A 20,919-nucleotide genomic window follows, 5' to 3' on the forward strand; every position below is an offset into this window, starting at 1 on the left:
TACGCACGGTCGTCCCCCGGCGTTCGCTTCCGGCCGACGCTGGCGGACATGACGACATACGCGGAGGAATTCGCGGTGGACGTACGGGGACTGCGCAAGCAGTACGGGGACGTGACCGCCGTGGACGGCGTCGACCTGGGCATCCGCCCGGGCGAGATCTTCGGTCTGCTCGGGCCGAACGGCGCGGGCAAATCCACCACGGTGGAGATTCTTCAGGGGCACCGCGGCCGGGACGCGGGCGAGGTGAGGGTCCTGGGGACGGATCCGGCGCGTGCCACGCGCGCGTGGCGCTCGCGGGTCGGAATCGTCTGGCAGGACGAATCCGCGCCCGCGGAGTTGACGGTCCGGGAGACCGTGCGGCACTTCGCCCGCTACTACCCGCGACCGCGCGACCCGGAGGAGGTCATCGCCCTGGTGGGCCTTGAGGCGAAGGCGGACGCCCGGATCAAGGCGCTCTCGGGCGGCCAGCGCAGACGGCTCGATGTGGCGCTCGGCGTGATCGGCGGGCCCGAACTGCTGCTGCTCGACGAACCGACCACCGGCTTCGACCCGGCCGCCCGGCGCCGTTTCTGGGAGCTGATCCGGCTGCTGGCCGACGAGGGCACGACCATCCTGCTGACCACGCACTACCTGGAGGAGGCCGAGGCGCTGGCCGATCGGCTCGCCGTGGTCGCGCGGGGCCGGGTGGTGGCCGAGGGCGAGCCGGCGGCGCTGCGGGAACGGTACGGCACCGGCGCCACGGTCGAGTGGACCGAGGCCGACGGCACCGCACGCTCCAGGCGGACCGACACCCCCACCCGCACGGTGGCCGAGCTGGCCCAGCGCTTCGACGGGGAGATCCCGGGACTGCTGGTGACCCGCCCCACGCTGGAGGACGTCTATCTGCGCCTGACGGGACAGGAGGGCACGCGATGACCGCGACCACCGTACGAACGCGGGCGCGGGAGCGTGCCGAGCCGCTGCCCGGCGCCTGGTCCCTGGGGCTGCACCGGGGACTGCTGGAGCTGCGGCAGTTCTTCCGCCAGCGCGAACAGGTGGTGTTCACCTTCGCCTTCCCGGTGGTCTTCCTGTTCCTGTTCGCGTCGATCTTCCGCGACGACGTGAGCGGCGCGGGCATCACGGCCTCGCAGCTGTACGTCCCGGCGATGACGGCCGCCGGCATCATGTCGACGAGCTTCCAGTCCCTGGGCATCTCCATCGCGATCGAGCGGGACGAGAAGGTGCTGCGCCGGCTGCGGGGCACGCCGATGCCTCCGGCCGCGTACTTCCTCGGCAAGATCTGGCTCGTTCTCGTCACCGGCGCGCTGGAGACCGCCGTACTGCTGCTGGTCGGCACCACGCTCTACGACGTGGACCTGCCGTCGACGGCGGGCCGCTGGTTCGCCTTCGGGTGGATCTTCGTGCTGGGCCTGACCGCGTGCGCGCTGCTCGGCATCGCGATCAGCTCGGTGCCCCGGTCCGGGCGCAGTGCCACGTCGGTGGTCGTCCTGCCCTTCCTGGTGCTCCAGTTCATCTCGGGCGTCTACATCGCGATCGACACGCTTCCCGACTGGATGCTGACCGTCGGTGCGCTGTTCCCGCTGAAGTGGATGTGCCAGGGGCTGCGCGGGGTGTTCCTGCCGGACTCGGCCCAGGTGCTGGAGCAGGCGGGCAGTTGGGAGTTCGGGCGGGCCGCACTGGTCCTCGGGGCGTGGTGCGTCGGAGGATTGGCGCTGTGTCTGCTGACCTTTCGGTGGAAGAACCGGCGCGACGGATGAGCGACCGGGCCGGAGTGAACATCTGGGACGGCTCCTTCGGCCTGTGGGACGTGTACTTCGCGCTGGTGTGGCTGGCCACCCTGGTGTTCGTGCTCGGCGCGTCCCACCCGGGGTGGCCGGTCCGCCTCACCGCGGCGGCGCTGCTGGTGCCGCTCGTGCCGTGGTACGTCCTGCTGGGCCGCCCGCAGATGAGGGGCGAACCGGCGCCGGACGACCGCCGGGCGCTGACCAGTCTGGCCGCCGGGATGGCCCTGTTCCTGCCGTCGGCGGTGCTGGTCGGGGAGACCAGGCTGATGACGTTCGCGCTGGTCCCGCAGTGCTTCATGACGCTGAGGCTGCGCCGGGCGCTGATGGCCGTCGCGGTGATCAACCTCGCGCCGGTGGCGGGCTGGGCGCTGCTGTGGTGGCCCGACGACCGGGACGTGTTCTTCAACGGGCTGTTCGCCGTGGTCACCCTCGTCTTCTCGGCGGCCGTCGGCAGCTGGATCATCCGGATCATCGAGCAGAGCGCCGAACGGGCGGAGCTGATCGCCGAGTTGGACGCCAGCCGGAGCGAGGTCGCACGGCTGTCGGCGGCGCACGGGGCGCTGGCCGAGCGGGAGCGCATGGCCCGGGAGATCCACGACACGCTCGCGCAGGGCTTCACCAGTCTGCTGATGCTGGTTCAGGCGGTGGAGGCCGAGCTGGACGACGACCGGGAGCAGGCCCGTCGGCATCTGCGGCTGATGGACGAGACGGCCCGGCAGAACCTGGCCGAGGCACGGGCGCTGGTCGCCGGCGGCGCCCCCGCCGATCTGGACGGGGCCTCCCTGCCGGACGCCCTGCGGCGCCTGGCCGAACGGCACGCGGCGAGCCTGGAGGTGACCGGTCCGGTGCGGGCGCTGCCGGCCGGGCCGGAGGTCGTGGCCCTGCGCGCCTGCCAGGAGGCCCTCACCAACGCCCGCAAACACACGGGGAGTTCGACCCGGGTCGCCCTCCTGCTCGCCTACGACGAGACGACGCTGACGGTGACCGTACGGGACGACGGCTGCGGCTTCGACCCCGACGCCGTGGCGGCCGGCACCGGCGGTTACGGTCTGGCGGGGCTGAAGGCGAGGGCGGAGGAGGCGGGCGGGGCGGCACAGGTGCGCAGCACGGTGGGCCGGGGCACGACGGTGACGGTCCGACTCCCGGTACCGCGGACCGCTCCCGCTGCCACCCGTAGCCCCTCGTAGGCCCCCAGCCCCTCGAACAGCCCCGTAGTCCCGCAGCCCGTAGCCCCGGAAGGAAATCGCAAGTGGTGATCCGGATCATCCTGGCGGACGATCATCCCGTCGTACGGGAGGGGCTGCGGGCCATGCTGAGCGCCGAGCCGGATCTGGAGGTGGTCGCCGACGCGGCGAGCGGGCCACGGGCGGAGGCGCTGGCGGCGGAGCTGCGGCCGGACATCGTGCTGATGGACCTGCGGATGCCGGGCGGCGGGGGCGTGGACGCGATCGCCCGGATGACGCGGGCGGGGCTGCCGTGCCGGATCGTGGTGCTGACGACGTACGAGACGGACCGGGACATCCTGCGGGCGGTGGAGGCCGGCGCGGCGGGCTACCTGCTCAAGGACCTGCCCCGGGCCGAACTCGCGGAGGCGGTACGGGCGGCGGCGCGCGGCGAGACGGTCCTCGCCCCGTCGGTGGCGGCCCGCCTGGTGGACCAGCTGCGCGCGAAGCCGGAACGCCCCCGGCTGTCGGAGCGGGAGACGGCGGTGCTGCGGCTGGTGGCGGAGGGCTGCACGAACGCCGAGATCGGGCGTCGGCTGTTCATCGGCGAGTCGACGGTGAAGACCCATCTGCTGCGGATCTTCGGCAAACTCGGCGTCGACGACCGGACCGCCGCGGTGACGAAGGCGATGCGCCACGGGCTGATCGATCAATGACGGCCCGGACGGCGGCGGTGACCGGTGCGTGCGGCGGGGCCTGCCGGACCGAGGTCGGTCCAGCAGGCCCTCAGCGGTGTCTCAGGGCCGGCGTCAGCCCAGTCGGGCCTCCAGCTCGGCCACGATCTCGTTCACGCCGACGGCGGTCTGCTCACCGGACTCCATGTCCTTGAGCTGCACCACGCCCTCGGCGAGGTCCCGCTCACCGGCGACCACGGCGTACCGGGCGCCGCTGCGGTTGGCGTTCTTCATGGCGCCCTTGAGGCCCTTGCCGCCGTAGGAGAAGTCCGCGGCGATGCCCAGCTTGCGCAGCTCGGTCACCTTGGCGAACAGCAGGCGCCGCGCCTCCTCACCCAGCGGGACGGCGTAGACGGACGTGGCGGACGGGAGGGCGAGTTCGACGCCCTCCGCCTCCAGGGCGAGGACCGTGCGGTCGACGCCGAGCGCCCAGCCCACGGAGGGCAGCGCGGGTCCGCCGATCATCTCCGACAGCCCGTCGTAGCGGCCGCCGCCGCCCACCGCGGACTGCGAGCCCAGGCCGTCGTGGACGAACTCGAAGGTCGTCCGGGTGTAGTAGTCGAGGCCGCGCACCAGCTTCGGGTCGTCCTCGAAGGCCACCCCGGCCGCGCTCAGCAGCTCACGGACCTCCTCGTGGTACGCCTTGCAGGCGTCGCAGAGGTAGTCGCGCAGCAGCGGGGCGCCGGTCAGCTGCTTCTGCACCGACTCCCGCTTGTCGTCCAGCACCCGGAGCGGGTTGATCTCCGCCCGGCGCAGCGTGTCCTCGTCGAGGTCCAGCCCGCGCAGGAAGTCCTGGAGCGCGGCCCGGTACACCGGACGGCACTCCTTGTCGCCGAGGCTGTTGAGCAGGATGCGGAAGTTGCTCAGGCCCAGCGACCGGTACGCCTGGTCGGCCAGGATGATCAGCTCGGCGTCGAGGGCGGGGTCCTCCGCGCCGATGGCCTCGGCGCCGACCTGGGAGAAGTGGCGGTAGCGGCCCGCCTGGGGCTTCTCGTAGCGGTAGTAGGAGCCCGAGTACCAGAGCTTGACGGGCAGGTTGCCGGCCTTGTGCAGGTTGGCCTCGAGGGCGGCGCGCAGGACGGAGGCGGTTCCCTCGGGGCGCAGGGCGAGCCGGTCGCCGCCCTTGGTCTCGAAGGCGTACATCTCCTTGGTCACGATGTCGGTGGACTCGCCGACACCGCGCGCGAAGAGCTCCACGTTCTCGAAGCCGGGCGTCTCGATGTAGCCGTAGCCGGAGTTGCGCAGCGGGGAGGCGATCGCCTCGCGCACCGCGAGGAACATCGCGGAACGGGGCGGGATCAGGTCGTACGTGCCCTTGGGGGCCTGAAAGGTGCTCACGGAGGTCTCTCGTCACATTCCTCGTCGGGGAGCGGCGTCGAGTCCCGCTCCCTGGCCGGCCGCCACCTGCCGCAGATACGGGTTGGTGGCGCGCTCCTGGCCGATGGTCGTCTGGGGGCCGTGGCCGGACAGCACCACGGTGGAGTCGTCGAGCGGCAGGCACACGCGGCCCAGCGACTCCAGCATGTCCGTCATGGAGCCGCCCGGCAGGTCGGTGCGGCCGATGGAGCCGGCGAACAGCAGGTCCCCGGAGAAGAACACCGACGGGATGTCGGCCGTCTCGGGAAGCCTGAACGTCACCGACCCCTTGGTATGGCCCGGCGCGTGCGCGACGGTCAGCTCCAGACCGGCCAGCTCCAGCCGCGCGCCGTCGGTCAGCTCCCGGACGTCGTCCGGCTCCCCCACGGTCAGCTCGCCCAGCAGCGGCATGCCGATGGAACGGCCGAGCGCCTTCTCGGGGTCGCTCATCATGTACCGGTCCTCGGGGTGGATCCACGCGGGCACGTCGTGCGCGCCGCACACGGGGACGACCGAGGCCACGTGATCGAGGTGGCCGTGGGTGAGGACGACGGCGACGGGCTTGAGCCGATGCTTCTTCAGCGTTTCCTCGACTCCTGGGGCGGCCTCGTGGCCCGGGTCGATGATCACGCACTCCTCACCGGGGGCGGGGGCGACGAGATAGCAGTTCGTCCCCCAGGCCCCGGCGGGGAACCCGGCAATGAGCACGATCGTCCTTAGTTTGTGTCGATAGATGACGGCTTGGTCGGCCGCGGCCGTCGTCTGAGCCTACCGGCGCTGCCGATTCCTCAGCGAACCCATATACGGTACGGGGCACATACCAACGGTCGGCTCACCGGACGCACGTGTCCCGGGTGCCGCACCGGACGCCCGAAGACGCATGAGGAGACAACCCGGTGGTCACCCAGGAACAGCGGCGGCGCCAGCTCGCCCGGGAGAAGTTCTTGCGGCAGCAGCAGCGGCGCACCAGCGCACGGCGCAAGGCGCGCGTGCGCAACTCGGTGATCGCGTCGGTGCTCGGCGTGATCCTGGTGGGCAGCCTGGCGCTCTACACCACGGGCGTGCTGAAGGACGACAAGGACGACAAGGCCAACGCGAGCGCCACGGCCGACGCCAGCCCCAGCGCCGCCGCGGACCCCTGCGAGAAGCCCGCGCCCGGCAAGGTCGCGTCGATGAGCTGGAAGAAGGAGCCGGCGATGACGATCGACACGTCGGCGAAGTACACGATGAAGCTCGCGACGACCTGCGGCGACATAGACGTCGCGCTGAAGGCGAAGGCGGCGCCGCACACGGCGAACTCCTTCGCCTTCCTGGCCGGCAAGGGCTACTTCGACCACACGAAGTGCCACCGCCTGACCACCAACGGCATCTACGTCCTGCAGTGCGGCGACCCGACGGCCCAGGGCACCGGTGGCCCCGGCTACACGATCCCGGACGAGAACCTGAAGGACGCGAGCCTCAAGAACAACAAGTACCCCGCTGGCACGGTGGCGATGGCCAACACGGGGCAGGCGCACACCGGGGGCAGCCAGTTCTTCCTGGTCTACGAGGACAGTCAGCTGCCGCCCAGCTACACACCGTTCGGTACGGTGTCCGCCGAGGGCATGAAGGTCCTGAAGAAGATCGCCGCCGCGGGCGAGAGCACGGGAGCCGGTGACGGCGCCCCGAACGCGACCGTTGTGATCAACAAGGCGACGGTCTCGAAGTCCTGACGACCAGGGCGGCCATCAGGAATTTCGGTCGCTGGATGCGGACAGGCGACCCGCCGGTCGCCTATGTTGGCCGTGACGAAACTGTGGACGATGCCCGGGGGTGCTGAGGCCCTCCGCAGGCATCATGTGGAGGAGGCGCTGTGAGCAGCGACCCGTGGGGCCGCGTCGACGAGACGGGGACCGTGTACGTGCGTACGGCCGACGGCGAGCAGGTCGTCGGTTCCTGGCAGGCCGGCTCCCCCGAGGAGGCGCTGGCCTACTTCGAGCGCAAGTACGAGGGCCTGGTTGTCGAGATCGGCCTCCTCGAAAAGCGCGTGCAGACGACCGACCTGTCGGCGAAGGACGCCCAGACCGCCATCGACCATCTGCGCGAGCAGGTCGACGCCCATCACGCGGTCGGTGACCTGGACGCGCTGCGGGCCCGTCTGGACAAGCTGGTCAGCACCGTCGAGGCGCGCCGCGAGGAGCGCAAGCAGCAGCGCGCGAAGCAGTCCGACGAGGCCCGGCACGCCAAGGAGGCGCTGGTCGTCGAGGCGGAGGAGCTGGCGCAGTCCGACCAGTGGCGGGCGGCCGGTGAGCGGCTGCGGGCTCTGGTGGACACCTGGAAGGGGCTGCCGCGGCTGGACCGCAAGTCGGACGACGAGCTGTGGCACCGCTTCTCGCACGCGCGCTCGGCGTTCTCCAAGCGCCGCAAGGCGCACTTCGCGCAGCTGGACGCGCAGCGCGAGGACGCCCGCCGGATCAAGGAGCGGTTGGTCGCGGAGGCCGAGCAGCTGTCGGGTTCGACGGACTGGGGTCCGACGGCCGCGCGCTACCGCGAGCTGATGGCGGAGTGGAAGGCCGCCGGCCGGGCCCAGCGCGAGCACGAGGACGACCTGTGGAACCGCTTCCGCGGCGCCCAGGACGTCTTCTTCGCCGCGCGCAGCTCGGTGTTCGCCGAGCGGGACGCCGAGCAGTCGGAGAATCTGAAGCTGAAGGAGGAGCTGGCCGAGGAGGCCGAGAAGCTCCTGCCGATCGGTGACCTGAAGGCGGCCCGGGCCGCGTTCCGCTCGATCAACGAGCGCTGGGAGGCCATCGGCCATGTCCCGCGGGACGCCCGGCCGCGGGTCGAGGGCCGGATGCACGCCGTGGAGCGGGCGCTCCAGGAGGCCGAGGAGGCCGAGTGGCGCCGTACGAACCCGGAGGCGCGTGCGCGTGCCGAGGGTCTGACCGGTCAGCTCCAGGCCGCGGTGGACAAGCTGAAGGCGCAGATCGAGCAGGCCCGCGCCCAGGGCAACTCCGCCCGTGCCGACAAGCTGGAGCGTGAGCTGGAGGGCCGGCAGGCCCTGCTGGACCAGGCGCTGAAGGGACTCCACGAGTTCGGCGGCTGATCGCCGATCCCTCGCTGATCCGTCATACGAGGAAGCCCCGTACCGTCCGGTACGGGGCTTCCTCGTGCGTGCCGCTACGGCCGGCGGGCCGACGTCACGCGGTACACGTCGTAGACGCCCTCGACGCCGCGTACGGCCTTCAGGACGTGGCCGAGGTGCTTGGGGTCGCCCATCTCGAAGGTGAAGCGGGAGGTGGCGACGCGGTCGCGGGAGGTCTGGACGGCCGCGGAGAGGATGTTGACGTGCTGGTCCGACAGGACGCGGGTGACGTCCGAGAGCAGGCGGGAGCGGTCCAGGGCCTCGACCTGGATGGCGACCAGGAAGACCGAGGACTGGGTGGGCGCCCACTCGACGTCGAGGATGCGCTCCGGCTCGCGCGAGAGTGACTCCACGTTGACACAGTCGCTGCGGTGAACCGATACGCCACTACCGCGGGTGACGAAACCGATGATCGGGTCGCCGGGGACGGGCGTGCAGCAGCGGGCCAGCTTGACCCACACGTCGTCGACGCCCTTGACGACCACACCCGGGTCGTTGCTGCTGCGCCGCTTGCGGCCGCGGGTGCGGGACGGGGGAACCGCCTCGTCGATCTCCTCGGTGGCCGCCTCCTCGCCGCCGAGCGCCTGAACCAGCTTCTGTACGACGTTCTGCGCGGCCACATGGCCCTCGCCGATCGCCGCGTAGAGCGAGGAGATGTCCGGGTAGCGCATCTCGTGCGCCAGCGTGACCAGCGAGTCGCCGGTGAGGATGCGCTGGATCGGCAGGTTCTGCTTGCGCATCGCGCGCGCGATGGCGTCCTTGCCCTGTTCGATCGCCTCGTCGCGGCGCTCCTTGGAGAACCAGGCGCGGATCTTGTTGCGGGCGCGCGGCGACTTGACGAAGCCCAGCCAGTCGCGGGAGGGACCGGCGCCGGCCGCCTTGGAGGTGAAGACCTCCACCAGGTCGCCGTTGTCCAGCGTCGACTCCAGGGGGACGAGTCTGCCGTTGACCCGTGCTCCTATCGTGCGGTGCCCGACCTCGGTGTGGACGGCGTAGGCGAAGTCGACCGGGGTCGCCCCGGCGGGCAGCGCTATCACGTCGCCCTTGGGGGTGAAGACGAAGACCTCGTTGCGGGAGAGGTCGAAGCGCAGGGACTCCAGGAACTCGCTGGGGTCCTCGGTCTCCTTCTGCCAGTCCAGGAGCTGCCGCAGCCACGCCATGTCGTTGATGGCGTCCTTGTCCTTGCCGCCCGCCTTCGGCGCGTCGGTGCGGACCTTGGAGGCGCCGGCGACGGCCTCCTGCTTGTACTTCCAGTGCGCGGCGATGCCGTACTCGGCGCGGCGGTGCATGTCGAAGGTGCGGATCTGGAGTTCGACCGGCTTGCCGTTGGGGCCGATGACCGTCGTGTGCAGCGACTGGTACATGTTGAACTTGGGCATCGCGATGTAGTCCTTGAACCGGCCGGGGACCGGGTTCCATCGCGCGTGCACGGTGCCGAGCGCCGCGTAGCAGTCCCGGACGGTGTCGACGAGGACGCGGATGCCCACCAGGTCGTAGATCTCCGCGAAGTCACGGCCGCGGACGATCATCTTCTGGTAGACGCTGTAGTAGTGCTTCGGGCGGCCGGTGACGGTCGCCTTGATACGGGCGGCGCGCAGGTCGGCCTGGACCTCGTCGGTCACTATGGCCAGGTACTCGTCACGCTTCGGTGCCCGCTCGGCCACCAGCCGTACGATCTCGTCGTACATCTTGGGGTAGAGGATCGCGAAGGCGAGGTCCTCCAGTTCCCACTTGATGGTGTTCATGCCGAGGCGGTGGGCGAGCGGCGCGTAGATCTCCAGCGTCTCGCGCGCCTTCTTCTCCTGCTTCTCGCGCTTGAGGTAGCGCATGGTGCGCATGTTGTGCAGGCGGTCGGCGAGCTTGATGACCAGGACGCGCGGGTCCTTGGCCATGGCGACGACCATCTTGCGCACGGTCTCGGCCTGCGCGGCCTCGCCGAACTTGACCTTGTCCAGCTTGGTGACGCCGTCGACGAGGAGAGCGACGACGTCGCCGAAGTCGCGGCGCAGGTCGTCCAGGCCGTACTCGGTGTCCTCGACGGTGTCGTGCAGCAGGCCCGCCATCAGGGTGGCCGGGTCCATGCCCAGCTCGGCGAGGATCGTGGTCACCGCGAGGGGATGCGTGATGTACGGGTCGCCGCTCTTGCGCTTCTGGCCGCGGTGCCAGCGCTCGGCGACCTGGTAGGCGCGCTCGATCTGGCGGAGCGTCGACGTCTCGATCTTGGGGTCGTTGCTGCGCACTATCCGCAGCAGCGGCTCCAGGACCGGGTTGTACGGGTTCGCGCGCTGGACGCCGAGGCGGGCGAGGCGGGCGCGGACGCGGTTGGAGGAGCCGGTGCGGGCCGGCGGCTGCGGGGCCGAGGGACGGACCGCGGGCGTGGCGGGGCGCTCGGCCGGCGCCGGCTTGGGGCGCGGCTGCTCGGCCGGCCGGTCGGCCGGTGCGCTGCGGTCGTGTTCGACCGGCCCGCGAGAGTCGGCTTTCGCGTGCGACGCGGGCTGGGCCGCGGGCGCCGAGTCGGACTCGGGCTTGGCGGCGGTCAGGTGCTGGGCCTCGTCTGGCAAGAGGACTCCTCGTGCGCGATCCGGGTCCCCCGGTCAGGCTCCGGAGCACCCATCGTAGCGATCCTGCGCCGCAGGATCGCCTTCAGGCCGATGTGAGGGCCGTCTACCGGAGAAACGCGAGGGGCGGGCGCCGGATTCCTCCGGGCCCGCCCCTTGCGGTACGGCGGTTTTCAGACGACCAGCAGCGACTCGACCGGCGCGCCCTTCAGCGCCGCCTCCAGACGGGGGCGGCCGGCCAGGAAGCCGAGCTCCATCAGGACGGCCACACCGGCGACCTCGGCGCCCGCGCGGTGGATCAGCTGGATCGAGGCCTCGGCGGTGCCGCCGGTGGCGAGGACGTCGTCGACGATCAGAACGCGGTCGTCGGCGGTCAGGTCCTCGGCGTGCACCTCGATCTCGGCCGAGCCGTACTCCAGGTCGTAGGCCTGGCTGAGGGTGGCTCCGGGGAGCTTGCCCGCCTTGCGGACGGGGATGAAGCCGAGGCCCGCGCGGACGGCGACCGGGGCGCCCAGGATGAAGCCCCGGGCCTCCAGGCCGACGACCTTGGTGGCGTCCGTGCGCCGGGCGATCTCCGCGAACGTGTCGGTGAGCACGGTGAAGGCCGCCGGGTCCGCCAGGAGCGGGGTGATGTCCTTGAACATCACGCCCGGCTCCGGATAGTCGGCCACGTCCCGGATGCGGCTGAACAGCAGCTCCTGGATGCCGGTGGTGTCGGTCATCGGCGCTTCCCGGGAGAACGGCGACGGCCGGCGCGCGGTCCGACGACGGCCGGGGTGGCGTCCTGCGGCTCGTCGGCGAGCCCACGGGTCTCCGCGAGCTCCTCCTCGGCCTCGGCCTGGGCCCGCTTGGCCAGGACGCGCTTGGTGAGGGCCTTCAGCTGCGGCTCGCGCTCCTTGAGGTCGGCGACGAGCGGCGTGGCGATGAAGATCGAGGAGTACGCGCCGGCCGCGAGGCCCACGAACAGCGACAGCGAGATGTCGTTGAGCGTGCCCGCGCCGAGGAAGCCGCCACCGATGAACAGCAGGCCCGCCACCGGCAGCAGCGCCACGATCGTGGTGTTGACGGAGCGCACCAGGGTGCCGTTGATGGAGCGGTTGGCGATCTCGCTGTACGTGAAGCGGGTCTGCTTGGTGATGTCCTTCGTCTGCTCCTTGAGGGAGTCGAAGACGACGACCGTGTCGTAGAGCGAGTAACCGAGGATCGTCAGCAGACCGATCACGGTGCCGGGCGTGACCTCGAAGCCGACGAGGGCGTAGATGCCGGTGGTGATGGTGATGTCGTGGATCAGGGCGACGAGCGCCGCGATGGCCATCCGCCACTCGAAGGCGATCGCCAGGTAGATCACGACGAGGACCATGAAGATCGCCAGACCCTGCCAGGCCTTCTTGGCGATCTGGTCGCCCCAGCTGGGACCGACGAGGTCGGCGCCGATCTTCTCGGGGTCGATCTTGAAGTCCTTGGCGAGGTCGTTCTTGATCTCGTCGGACTGCTGGGTGTCCATGCCGGCGATCTGGATGCGCAGCGAGCCGTTGCCGAGCTTCTGCACGACCGCGTCGTGGCCGGAGGCTTCCTTGGCGTAGTCCTCCGCCTGGGAGACGGAGACGCTGGTCTTCGGGGTGGTGAAGACGGCGCCGCCCTGGAAGTCGATGCCCATGTTGAGCCCGCGCACCGCGAGGCCCAGGATCGCCGTGATGGTGATCAGGATCGAGATGCCGTACCAGAGCTTGCGGTGGCCGATGAAGTCGTAGCTGATCTCGCCGCGGTGCAGTCGGGCGCCGATGTTGCCGATCTTCGACATCGCTCACGCCTCCTTCGGGTCGACGGGGGCGGAGGGACGGCGGGTACGGCGCAGCGGCGGCTTGGCACCCAGGCTCTTCGGGTCGAGCCCGGACCACTTGTGGCCGCTGGCGTAGAACTTCCGGCGAGCGAGGAGCGTCATCAGCGGCTTGGTGAAGAAGAACACCACGACCACGTCGAGGACGGTGGTCAGACCCAGCGTGAACGCGAAGCCCTGGACCTTGCCGACGGTGACGATGAACAGCACCGCCGCGGCGAGGAACGACACGAAGTCGGAGACCAGGATGGTGCGCCGGGCGCGCGGCCAGGCCCGCTCGACGGCGGGGCGCAGGGTGCGGCCCTCACGGATCTCGTCCCGGATGCGTTCGAAGTAGACGATGAACGAGTCCGCCGTGATACCGATGGCGACGATGGCGCCGCAGACGGCCGGCAGGTTCAGCGCGAAGCCGATGGCCGGGCCGAGCAGCGACATGAGCACGTAGGTCAGGGCCGCGGAGACCAGCAGGGAGGCGATCGCGATGACCGACAGACCGCGGTAGAAGGCCACCAGGTAGATCACGACCAGGATGAGGCCGATGGCGCCGGCGAGCAGACCGGCGTGCAGCTGCTCACCGCCGAGCGCGGCGGTCACGGTGGTCACGCTCTGCTCCTTGAAGGAGAGCGGGAGCGCGCCGTACTTCAGCATGTTGGCGAGGTTCTGCGCCTCGTCCTGCGTGAAGCTGCCGGAGATCTGGGCCTGGCCGCCGGTGATGGCGGACCGGACGTAGGGGCTGGAGACGACGTCGCCGTCGAGGACGATGGCGAACTCGTTCTGCGGCTGCTGGTTCTTCGCGAGCTTGCCGGTGACGTCGGCGAACTTGTCGGAGCCCTTGCCGGTGAAGGTCATGTTGACCTGCCAGCCGCCCGCGGTCTGGGTGTCGTAGACCGCGTCGGCCTTCTTCACGTCGGTGCCGTCGACGGCGGCCGGGCCGAGCAGGTACTTGTACCAGACCTTGTCGGTCTTGCCGCAGGCCACGACCGAGTCGGTGGGCTTGGTGCCCTCGGCGGTCTTGGCGCGCACGGAGTCGTTGGTGCAGTCCAGCGCGGCGAACTTGGCCTGGAGCGCGGCGGCGCCGGCGGAGGCGCCGGAGCCGCTGCTCGCGGACGGCGAGGCGCTCGCGGACGCGGAGGCGGAGGCGGAGGCGGACGGCGACGCGGTGGCGTCGGCCTTCAGCGCGTCGCTGACGGCGCGGCCCTGGGCGGTCGGGGAGGCCGACGGGGAGGCGGAGGAGGACGAGGTCGCCTTCTCGCCCGAGGTCGTCTTCTTGCCCGAGGTCGCCGAGGCGCTCGGCGAGGCGGTCGGGCTCGCGGTGCCGCTGGCGGACGCGCTCGGGGAGGGAGACGCGGCGGCGCCGGTGGCCTCCTGGGCCAGGACCGGACGGAAGTACAGCTTGGCGGTGGTGCCGACCTGCTCGCGGGCCTCCTTGGAGTTGGTGCCCTTGGGGATGTTCACGATGATGTTGCGATCACCCTGGGTCTGCACCTCCGCCTCGGAGACGCCCAGGCCGTTGACACGGCGGTTCATGATGTCGACCGCGGTGTTCATATTGGCCTTGTTGATCGCGGACCCCTGGTCGGCCTTGGCCTCGAGCGTGATGCTCGTACCACCGGCAAGGTCGATGCCCAGACGCGGCGTGGTGTTGCCGGAGGCGAACATGCCGCCGGTGAGCCCCGCGATGGCGATCAGGATCAGGGCCAGCGAGCGCCCCGGCTTGCTCTGGGCGCTCGCGCTCCGGCCCTTTTTAGGTGCTGCCACCTTCTCGTACTCCCTCTCGGGCCACTCGCGCCGGGTCAGGGGCGGGCGGCCATGACATGGTGTCGGGATCCCTTGCGAGATCGGCATGGCCCGGGGCGCGCGGAGACCTGGCCCGCGCGCCCCGGAACATGACTACTTCGCGTCGGAGTCGCCGTCGGTCTTCTTCGGCTCGTCGTCCGTCGCGGCCTCGGCGGCCGGGGCGTCCTTGTCCTCGGACGGCGCCTCGTCCGCGTCCTTCTTACCGAGATCGACCTTGTCGTCGGAGGCGGCGGCAGCGTCGGCGGCGGACTCGTCGCTCTCGGTGAGGGAGGAGGCGTCGTCCGGGACGACGTCGCTCTTCAGGTCGTGCTCCACGCCGTGCACGATGCGGTTGTACTCGTCGTCCGTCAGGACGGCACCGATCGCGTTCTTCGCGAAGAGCAGTTCCACGCCCGGGCCGGCGTCGAGGAGGATCGTGTCCTCGTTGATCTCCTTGACCGTGGCGTACATGCCCCCGATCGTGCGGATGCCGGAGCCGGGCTGCAGCTGGTTCCGCATGTCGGCTGCCTGCTGCTGCTTGCGCTTGGCCGAGCGGGTCATCAGGAACATGGCCCCGATGAGCACAATGAACGGGAGGAGGGTCACGAGGTTCACGGGACGACATTTCCTTCGCGCGACCGCGGACGTGAGCGGCCAGTTGGATGGGGGTTTTGTGTGCCACCGACAAAGGCGGCATCGGCGGAGTCTAAGCGAGTCCCCGCGCATGGAACAACGCTCAGCATGGCACCCGGGTTCCTGCTCGGGCCACTGCCCATGCCGTCACGTCTGCATCACGACGCCGTCACGTCCCGAACAGGTCCTGTTGTCCGTTTCCCGCTGCTGACGCGCGCGGCGGCGTGAGGCCGAGATGCGCCCATGCCGCGGGAGTGGCGACCCGGCCGCGCGGGGTGCGGGCGAGCAGTCCCTCCCGGACGAGGAAGGGCTCGGCGACCTCCTCGACGGTCTCGCGCTCCTCCCCCACCGCGACGGCGAGCGTCGACAGACCGACCGGGCCGCCGCCGAACAGCTTCAGCAGGGCCTCCAGGACGGCGCGGTCGAGCCGGTCGAGGCCGCGGGCGTCGACCTCGTAGACCGCGAGGGCCGCCGCGGCGATCTCACGGGTGATCCGGCCGTCCGCCTTGACCTGCGCGTAGTCGCGGACGCGGCGCAGCAGGCGGTTGGCGATGCGAGGGGTGCCACGGGAGCGGCCGGCGATCTCGGCGGCGCCGTCGGTGTCGATCCCGACGTCGAGGAGATGGGCCGAGCGGTGGATCACGCGCTGGAGTTCGGCGGGTTCGTAGAACTCCATGTGCGCGGTGAAGCCGAAGCGGTCGCGCAGCGGGGGCGGCAGCAGGCCCGCGCGCGTGGTGGCGCCGACCAGGGTGAAGGGGGGCAGTTCGAGCGGGATCGCGGTGGCGCCGGGGCCCTTGCCGACGATGACGTCGACGCGGAAGTCCTCCATCGCCATGTAGAGCATCTCCTCGGCGGGCCGCGACATGCGGTGGATCTCGTCGAGGAAGAGGACCTCGCCCTCCTGGAGGGAGGAGAGGATCGCGGCGAGGTCGCCGGCGTGCTGGATGGCGGGGCCGGAGGTGATGCGGATGGGGGCGCCCATCTCGGCCGCGATGATCATGGAGAGGGTCGTCTTGCCCAGACCGGGGGCGCCGGAGAGCAGCACGTGGTCGGCGGTGGCGCCGCGCGCGCGGGCGGCGCGCAGCACGAGGTCGAGCTGCTCGCGCACCTTCTCCTGGCCGATGAACTCGCCCAGGTCCTTCGGGCGCAGGGCGGCCTCGACGGCCTGGTCCTCGCGGTCGGCGGACGCACCGACGAGCCGCTCGGCGGCGGTGTCGGTCGTGTCGTCCCAGTTCATGTGGTGTGCCTCGGGTCCAAGGAGTCGGCGGGTCAGCGGGCTCGGTTCAGGGTCTGCAGGGCGGCCTTCAGCAGCTGGCCCACCTGCGGGGTGCCCTCGGCGGCCTCGGCCTGCGGTGCCACGGCGGTGACGGCCTCGTCGGCCTCCCGGGTCGCGTATCCGAGGCCGATCAGGGCGGCGTGGAGCTGGTCGCGCCAGCCGGTGCTGACCGCCGCGCCGACACCGGGCGCGCCGGTCGGGGCGCCGAGCCGGTCCTTCAGCTCCAGCAGCAGCTTCTGGGCGCCCTTCTTGCCGATGCCGGGGACGGCCGTGAGCGCCTTCTCGTCTCCCGTGGCGACGGCGCGGCGCAGGGCGTCCGGGGTGTGCACGGCCAGCATCGCCTGGGCCAGGCGGGGGCCGACCCCGCTCGCGGTCTGGAGCAGCTCGAAGACCTGCCGCTCGTCGTCGTCCGCGAAGCCGTAGAGCGTCAGCGAGTCCTCCCGGACGACGAGGGAGGTGGCCAGCTTGGCCTGCCGGCCCGTCCGCAGTCCGGAGAGGGTGTTGGGCGTGCACTGGACGGCGATGCCGATCCCGCCGACCTCGACGACCGCGGAGTCCGGGGCGAGGGCGGCGACCGGGCCGCTGACGAAGGCGATCATGCGGTACGGCCTTTCGACGAGGCGTGGGCGGTGTGCAGGGCGACGGCCTGCTGGAGTCGGTTCTGGGCGGGGGCGCGCCAGATGTGGCAGATGGCGAGCGCGAGGGCGTCGGCCGCGTCGGCGGGCTTGGGCGGCGCGCCGAGCCGCAGCAGGCGGGTGACCATGGCGCCCACCTGCGCCTTGTCGGCGCGACCGCTGCCGGTGACGGCGGCCTTGACCTCGCTGGGGGTGTGCAGGGCGACGGGGATGCCGCGGCGGGCGGCGCAGAGCATGGCGACGGCGCTGGCCTGGGCGGTGCCCATCACCGTACGGACATTGTGCTGGCTGAACACCCGCTCCACGGCGACGAATTCGGGCCGGTGCTCGTCCAGCCACTGCTCGATGCCCTGCTCGATGGCGACGAGGCGGTGGCCCAGTTCGGCGTCGGCGGGCGTACGGACGACACCGACGCCGAGCATCGTCAGCGGCCGCCCCGCGACCCCCTCGACGACCCCGACACCGCATCGCGTCAGTCCGGGGTCCACCCCGAGTACCCGCACCGCGCCCCCTCCGCTTCGATCGCCTGTTTGTGCAGGCTATCTGCTGCCACTGACAACGGCTGCGGGCCGGTGGGTGTGTCCCACCGGCCCGCAGCGATCCGCTCGGCTCGCGGCAGCGTTACGCGTCGACCTTCTCCATGATCTCGTCGCTGACGTCGAAGTTGGCGAAGACGTTCTGCACGTCGTCGCTGTCCTCGAGCGCGTCGATCAGCCGGAAGATCTTGCGGGCGCCCTCCTCGTCCAGTTCGACCTGGACGGACGGCACGAAGCTGGACTCGGCGGAGTCGTAGTCGATCCCGGCCTCCTGGAGGGCGGTGCGGACCGCGACCAGGTCGGTGGCCTCGCTGATGACCTCGAAGGTCTCGCCGAGGTCGTTGACCTCCTCGGCGCCCGCGTCCAGGACGGCGCCCAGGACGTCGTCCTCGGTCAGCTCGCCCTTGGGGACGATCACGACGCCCTTGCGGCTGAACATGTACGACACGGAGCCCGGGTCGGCCATGTTGCCGCCGTTGCGGGTCATGGCGACGCGGACGTCGGAGGCGGCGCGGTTGCGGTTGTCGGTGAGGCACTCGATGAGCACCGCGACGCCGTTCGGGCCGTAGCCCTCGTACATGATCGTCTCGTAGTCGGCGCCGCCGGCCTCAAGGCCACCGCCGCGCTTGATCGCGGAGTCGATGTTCTTGTTCGGCACCGACTGCTTCTTGGCCTTCTGGACGGCGTCGTAGAGCGTCGGGTTGCCGTCGAGGTCGACGCCGCCCATGCGTGCGGCGACCTCGATGTTCTTGATCAGCTTCGCGAAGAGCTTGCCGCGCTTGGCGTCGATCACGGCCTTCTTGTGCTTCGTCGTAGCCCATTTAGAGTGGCCGGACATCTGCCTGTCTCCTTCGCGTAACCATCCACATAACGAACGCCAGAGATCCTACAAGGACTCCGCCGTCCGGTTGGCGCGCACCATGTCGACAAAGAGCGCGTGCACGCGGTGGTCGCCCGTCAGTTCCGGGTGGAAGGACGTGGCGAGCGCGTTGCCCTGGCGGACCGCGACGATGTGACCGCCGTGCTCGGCGAGCACCTCGGCCTCGGCGCCGACGGACTCGACCCAGGGGGCGCGGATGAAGACGCCCTCCACAGGATCGCCCTCGACGCCCCGGACGTCGACCGAGGCCTCGAAGGACTCGTTCTGCCGGCCGAAGGCGTTGCGGCGCACGATCATGTCGATGCCGCCGACGGTCTCCTGCCCGGAGCGCGGGTCGAGGATCTTGTCGGCGAGCATGATCATGCCCGCGCAGGTGCCGTAGACCGGCATGCCGGCCCGCACGCGCGCGCGGAGGGGCTCCATCACTCCGAAGAGGATGGCCAGCTTGGAGATGGTGGTGGACTCGCCGCCGGGCAGGACGAGACCGTCGACCTCGGCGAGTTCCTCGGGGCGCCGCACCGGCCTGGCCACGGCGTCGGCCGCGGCCAGGGCGATGAGGTGCTCCCGTACGTCGCCCTGGAGGGCCAGGACGCCTATGACGGGGGTGTTCATGTGATCCGGTGCCTTACCAGCCGCGGTTGGCGTAGCGCTCGGTCTCGGGGAGGGTGTCGCAGTTGATGCCGACCATGGCCTCGCCGAGGTTGCGGGACGCGTCCGCGATGATCTTGGGGTCGTCGTAGAAGGTGGTGGCCTTCACGATGGCGGCGGCGCGCTTGGCCGGGTCGCCGGACTTGAAGATGCCGGAGCCGACGAAGACGCCCTCGGCGCCCAGCTGGCGCATCAGCGCGGCGTCGGCCGGGGTGGCGACACCGCCGGCGGAGAACAGGACCACCGGGAGCTTGCCGAGCTCGGCGACTTCCTTGACGAGCTCGTACGGGGCGCGCAGCTCCTTGGCGGCGGCGTACAGCTCGTTGTTGTCGTAGCCGCGCAGGCGGGCGATCTCGTTCTTGATCTGACGCAGGTGACGCACGGCCTCGACGACGTTGCCGGTGCCGGCCTCGCCCTTGGAGCGGATCATCGCGGCGCCCTCGGCGATGCGGCGCAGGGCCTCGCCCAGGTTGGTGGCACCGCAGACGAAGGGGGTGGTGAAGGCCCACTTGTCGGAGTGGTTGACCTCGTCGGCCGGGGTGAGGACCTCGGACTCGTCGATGTAGTCGACGCCGAGGGACTGCAGGACCTGGGCCTCGACGAAGTGGCCGATGCGGGACTTGGCCATGACCGGGATCGAGACGGCGTCGATGATGCCCTCGATCATGTCCGGGTCGGACATACGGGCCACGCCGCCGTCCTTGCGGATGTCGGCCGGGACCCGCTCCAGCGCCATGACGGCGACGGCGCCCGCGTCCTCGGCGATCTTCGCCTGCTCCGGCGTGACGACGTCCATGATCACGCCGCCCTTGAGCTGCTCGGCCATGCCGCGCTTCACGCGTGCGGTGCCGGTCTCGGGAGCCTGGTTCTCGGTGATGGACACGGGTTGACCTCGCTGAAGAGAAAGAGGGTTTGCTGCAAGCACCGAGGAAACGTGAATGGACCAGTCCACAGCAAGGGCCAATGGCAAGCCGGTGGATCCTTTTCGGGTCGCGCCTCCCGCGAGGCCTCCGGCAGGACGGCTCGCGCCGGCCTACGCCGCCCGGTCGACGAGGGCCGCCGGAGGCTCGTCGTCCATCTCGAACGCCATCGGGAACGGGGCGTGGCCGGCCAGCCGGAACCAGCGGACCTTGCGGTGTTCGCGCAGGCGACGGGCCGCGCCGACCGCGTCGTTGTGGAAGCGGCGGGCCATCGGGACGCGGCGGACCGCCTCGGTCAGCTCGTGGGCCGCCTCCACTCCCCCGGGCGCCGCACGCACCTCCTCCACCTGGCCCGCTTCCGCGAAGACCGCCCGCAGCGCCTGGCTCAGCTCGCTCTCGGCGACCTCCCGCTGCTCCTCCTCGGCCTGCCGGGCGGCGTGCGCGGCCTCGTACAGCACGATCGAGGCGGCCGGGTCGAGCACGCCCGAGGTGGCCAGTTCCTGTGCCACGGAGGCCCGGCGCAGCAGCTGGGCGTCCAGCGCGGCCCGCGCGGCGTCGATACGGGCGTGCAGCCGGTCCAGCCGCCCCGCCGTCCAGCTCAGGTACAGGCCGATCGCGACGAGGGCGACGAGGATCCAGATGAGGGTTGCGGTCACGGCGAGCAAGGCTAGCGGGACGAGAGCACCGTGAAGCCCATGGGCGTACCGCCCCCGGGGCAGCCGACCGGACGCCCGACGCTACGGCCTGGCCCACGACCGCTCCCCCGCCGGGCATACGAGCCGTCCCGGCAGCCCCTGAACCGCGCCGTCAGCCCCGGGCCGACCCGGAGCGCGACTCAGTACCGCCCGTGCGAACCACAGCCCCACGCCGACCCGCAGCGCACCTCGGTCCCGCCCCGCCCGAAGCGCGCCCTCAGCCCCGCGCCACCCCGCAGCCCCTCGTAGCCCGGCGCGCAGTGCTCCCAGCCACGGCCACCCCCCAGCGCACCCTCACCCCGGCGCCGCCATGCCGTCCGCCCTCAGGCCCGTGGCAAGCCGCACCCCGCCCTCAGCCGGCGCGTCA

General features: G+C 71.1%; 20 protein-coding genes. 6 read left to right on the forward strand and 14 right to left on the reverse strand.

What is annotated here, in order from left to right; genetic code table 11:
* Positions 1 to 48: 48 nt before the first annotated feature.
* The 4 genes from ACZ5NW_RS25850 to ACZ5NW_RS25865 all read left to right on the forward strand — a co-directional run bounded on the left by ACZ5NW_RS25850 (position 49) and on the right by ACZ5NW_RS25865 (position 3,663).
* Positions 49 to 915, forward strand: a complete 867-nt coding sequence (locus ACZ5NW_RS25850) for an ABC transporter ATP-binding protein (protein WP_468746301.1) — start codon at positions 49 to 51, stop codon at positions 913 to 915.
* Positions 912 to 1,757 (forward strand): ABC transporter permease, encoded by an 846-nt coding sequence (locus tag ACZ5NW_RS25855; protein ID WP_468746302.1) that lies wholly within the window; start codon positions 912 to 914, stop codon positions 1,755 to 1,757. Before ACZ5NW_RS25850 ends, ACZ5NW_RS25855 begins: the two co-directional genes overlap by 4 nt.
* Positions 1,754 to 2,971, forward strand: a complete 1,218-nt coding sequence (locus ACZ5NW_RS25860) for a sensor histidine kinase (protein ID WP_468746303.1) — start codon at positions 1,754 to 1,756, stop codon at positions 2,969 to 2,971. The genes ACZ5NW_RS25855 and ACZ5NW_RS25860 overlap by 4 nt, the downstream gene beginning before the upstream one ends.
* Positions 2,972 to 3,036: 65 nt before the next feature.
* Entirely contained in the window at positions 3,037 to 3,663 is a 627-nt protein-coding gene (locus ACZ5NW_RS25865) for a response regulator (RefSeq protein ID WP_468746600.1), read from the forward strand.
* Between the two features lie 93 nt (positions 3,664 to 3,756).
* On the opposite strand, the gene hisS is transcribed toward ACZ5NW_RS25865, so the two are convergent.
* Both hisS and ACZ5NW_RS25875 read right to left on the reverse strand, forming a co-directional pair.
* Complete coding sequence (hisS, locus tag ACZ5NW_RS25870) at positions 3,757 to 5,019, reverse strand: histidine--tRNA ligase (protein WP_468746304.1); 1,263 nt, start codon at positions 5,017 to 5,019, stop codon at positions 3,757 to 3,759.
* Positions 5,020 to 5,031: 12 nt separating this feature from the next.
* Positions 5,032 to 5,745 (reverse strand): MBL fold metallo-hydrolase, encoded by a 714-nt coding sequence (locus ACZ5NW_RS25875; protein WP_468746305.1) that lies wholly within the window; start codon positions 5,743 to 5,745, stop codon positions 5,032 to 5,034.
* A 188-nt stretch (positions 5,746 to 5,933) separates the two neighbouring features.
* Between ACZ5NW_RS25875 and ACZ5NW_RS25880 the strand changes: the two genes are divergently transcribed.
* Both ACZ5NW_RS25880 and ACZ5NW_RS25885 read left to right on the forward strand, forming a co-directional pair.
* A complete protein-coding gene (locus tag ACZ5NW_RS25880) occupies positions 5,934 to 6,749 on the forward strand; it encodes a peptidylprolyl isomerase (RefSeq protein ID WP_468746306.1) in 816 nt (271 codons plus the stop codon).
* A 140-nt stretch (positions 6,750 to 6,889) separates the two neighbouring features.
* Positions 6,890 to 8,119 carry a DUF349 domain-containing protein gene (locus ACZ5NW_RS25885; protein WP_468746307.1) on the forward strand — a complete coding sequence of 410 codons (1,230 nt, stop codon included), beginning with the start codon at positions 6,890 to 6,892 and terminating at the stop codon, positions 8,117 to 8,119.
* 74 nt (positions 8,120 to 8,193) lie between these two features.
* Here ACZ5NW_RS25885 and ACZ5NW_RS25890 read toward each other — a convergent pair whose 3' ends face one another.
* The 12 genes from ACZ5NW_RS25890 to ACZ5NW_RS25945 form a co-directional block, all read right to left on the reverse strand.
* Positions 8,194 to 10,719 (reverse strand): RelA/SpoT family protein, encoded by a 2,526-nt coding sequence (locus ACZ5NW_RS25890; protein WP_468746308.1) that lies wholly within the window; start codon positions 10,717 to 10,719, stop codon positions 8,194 to 8,196.
* A gap of 170 nt (positions 10,720 to 10,889) precedes the next feature.
* Complete coding sequence (locus ACZ5NW_RS25895) at positions 10,890 to 11,438, reverse strand: adenine phosphoribosyltransferase (protein ID WP_468746309.1); 549 nt, start codon at positions 11,436 to 11,438, stop codon at positions 10,890 to 10,892.
* The gene (secF, locus tag ACZ5NW_RS25900) at positions 11,435 to 12,517 is read right to left on the reverse strand and encodes a protein translocase subunit SecF (protein WP_468746310.1); all 1,083 of its coding nucleotides are present in this window, start codon (positions 12,515 to 12,517) and stop codon (positions 11,435 to 11,437) included. Before secF ends, ACZ5NW_RS25895 begins: the two co-directional genes overlap by 4 nt.
* A 3-nt stretch (positions 12,518 to 12,520) precedes the next feature.
* Positions 12,521 to 14,311 (reverse strand): protein translocase subunit SecD, encoded by a 1,791-nt coding sequence (gene secD / locus ACZ5NW_RS25905; protein ID WP_468746311.1) that lies wholly within the window; start codon positions 14,309 to 14,311, stop codon positions 12,521 to 12,523.
* A gap of 132 nt (positions 14,312 to 14,443) precedes the next feature.
* The gene (gene yajC, locus ACZ5NW_RS25910) at positions 14,444 to 14,944 is read right to left on the reverse strand and encodes a preprotein translocase subunit YajC (RefSeq protein WP_468746312.1); all 501 of its coding nucleotides are present in this window, start codon (positions 14,942 to 14,944) and stop codon (positions 14,444 to 14,446) included.
* A gap of 187 nt (positions 14,945 to 15,131) precedes the next feature.
* A complete protein-coding gene (ruvB, locus tag ACZ5NW_RS25915; protein ID WP_468746313.1) occupies positions 15,132 to 16,199 on the reverse strand; it encodes a Holliday junction branch migration DNA helicase RuvB in 1,068 nt (355 codons plus the stop codon).
* A gap of 32 nt (positions 16,200 to 16,231) precedes the next feature.
* Positions 16,232 to 16,837: a Holliday junction branch migration protein RuvA gene (gene ruvA / locus ACZ5NW_RS25920; protein WP_468746314.1), complete on the reverse strand. Its 606-nt coding sequence runs from the start codon at positions 16,835 to 16,837 to the stop codon at positions 16,232 to 16,234.
* Positions 16,834 to 17,376: a crossover junction endodeoxyribonuclease RuvC gene (gene ruvC, locus ACZ5NW_RS25925; RefSeq protein WP_468746315.1), complete on the reverse strand. Its 543-nt coding sequence runs from the start codon at positions 17,374 to 17,376 to the stop codon at positions 16,834 to 16,836. Before ruvC ends, ruvA begins: the two co-directional genes overlap by 4 nt.
* 118 nt (positions 17,377 to 17,494) lie before the next feature.
* Positions 17,495 to 18,247 carry a YebC/PmpR family DNA-binding transcriptional regulator gene (locus ACZ5NW_RS25930; RefSeq protein WP_468746316.1) on the reverse strand — a complete coding sequence of 251 codons (753 nt, stop codon included), beginning with the start codon at positions 18,245 to 18,247 and terminating at the stop codon, positions 17,495 to 17,497.
* Positions 18,248 to 18,295: 48 nt separating this feature from the next.
* Positions 18,296 to 18,901: a pyridoxal 5'-phosphate synthase glutaminase subunit PdxT gene (gene pdxT, locus ACZ5NW_RS25935; protein ID WP_468746317.1), complete on the reverse strand. Its 606-nt coding sequence runs from the start codon at positions 18,899 to 18,901 to the stop codon at positions 18,296 to 18,298.
* Between the two features lie 13 nt (positions 18,902 to 18,914).
* Positions 18,915 to 19,820, reverse strand: coding sequence for a pyridoxal 5'-phosphate synthase lyase subunit PdxS (pdxS, locus tag ACZ5NW_RS25940; RefSeq protein WP_468746318.1), 906 nt, complete (start codon positions 19,818 to 19,820; stop codon positions 18,915 to 18,917).
* A gap of 150 nt (positions 19,821 to 19,970) precedes the next feature.
* Positions 19,971 to 20,513: a LemA family protein gene (locus ACZ5NW_RS25945; protein ID WP_468746319.1), complete on the reverse strand. Its 543-nt coding sequence runs from the start codon at positions 20,511 to 20,513 to the stop codon at positions 19,971 to 19,973.
* Positions 20,514 to 20,919 lie beyond the last annotated feature (406 nt).

The organism is Streptomyces sp. NPDC032126 (assembly GCF_055580085.1).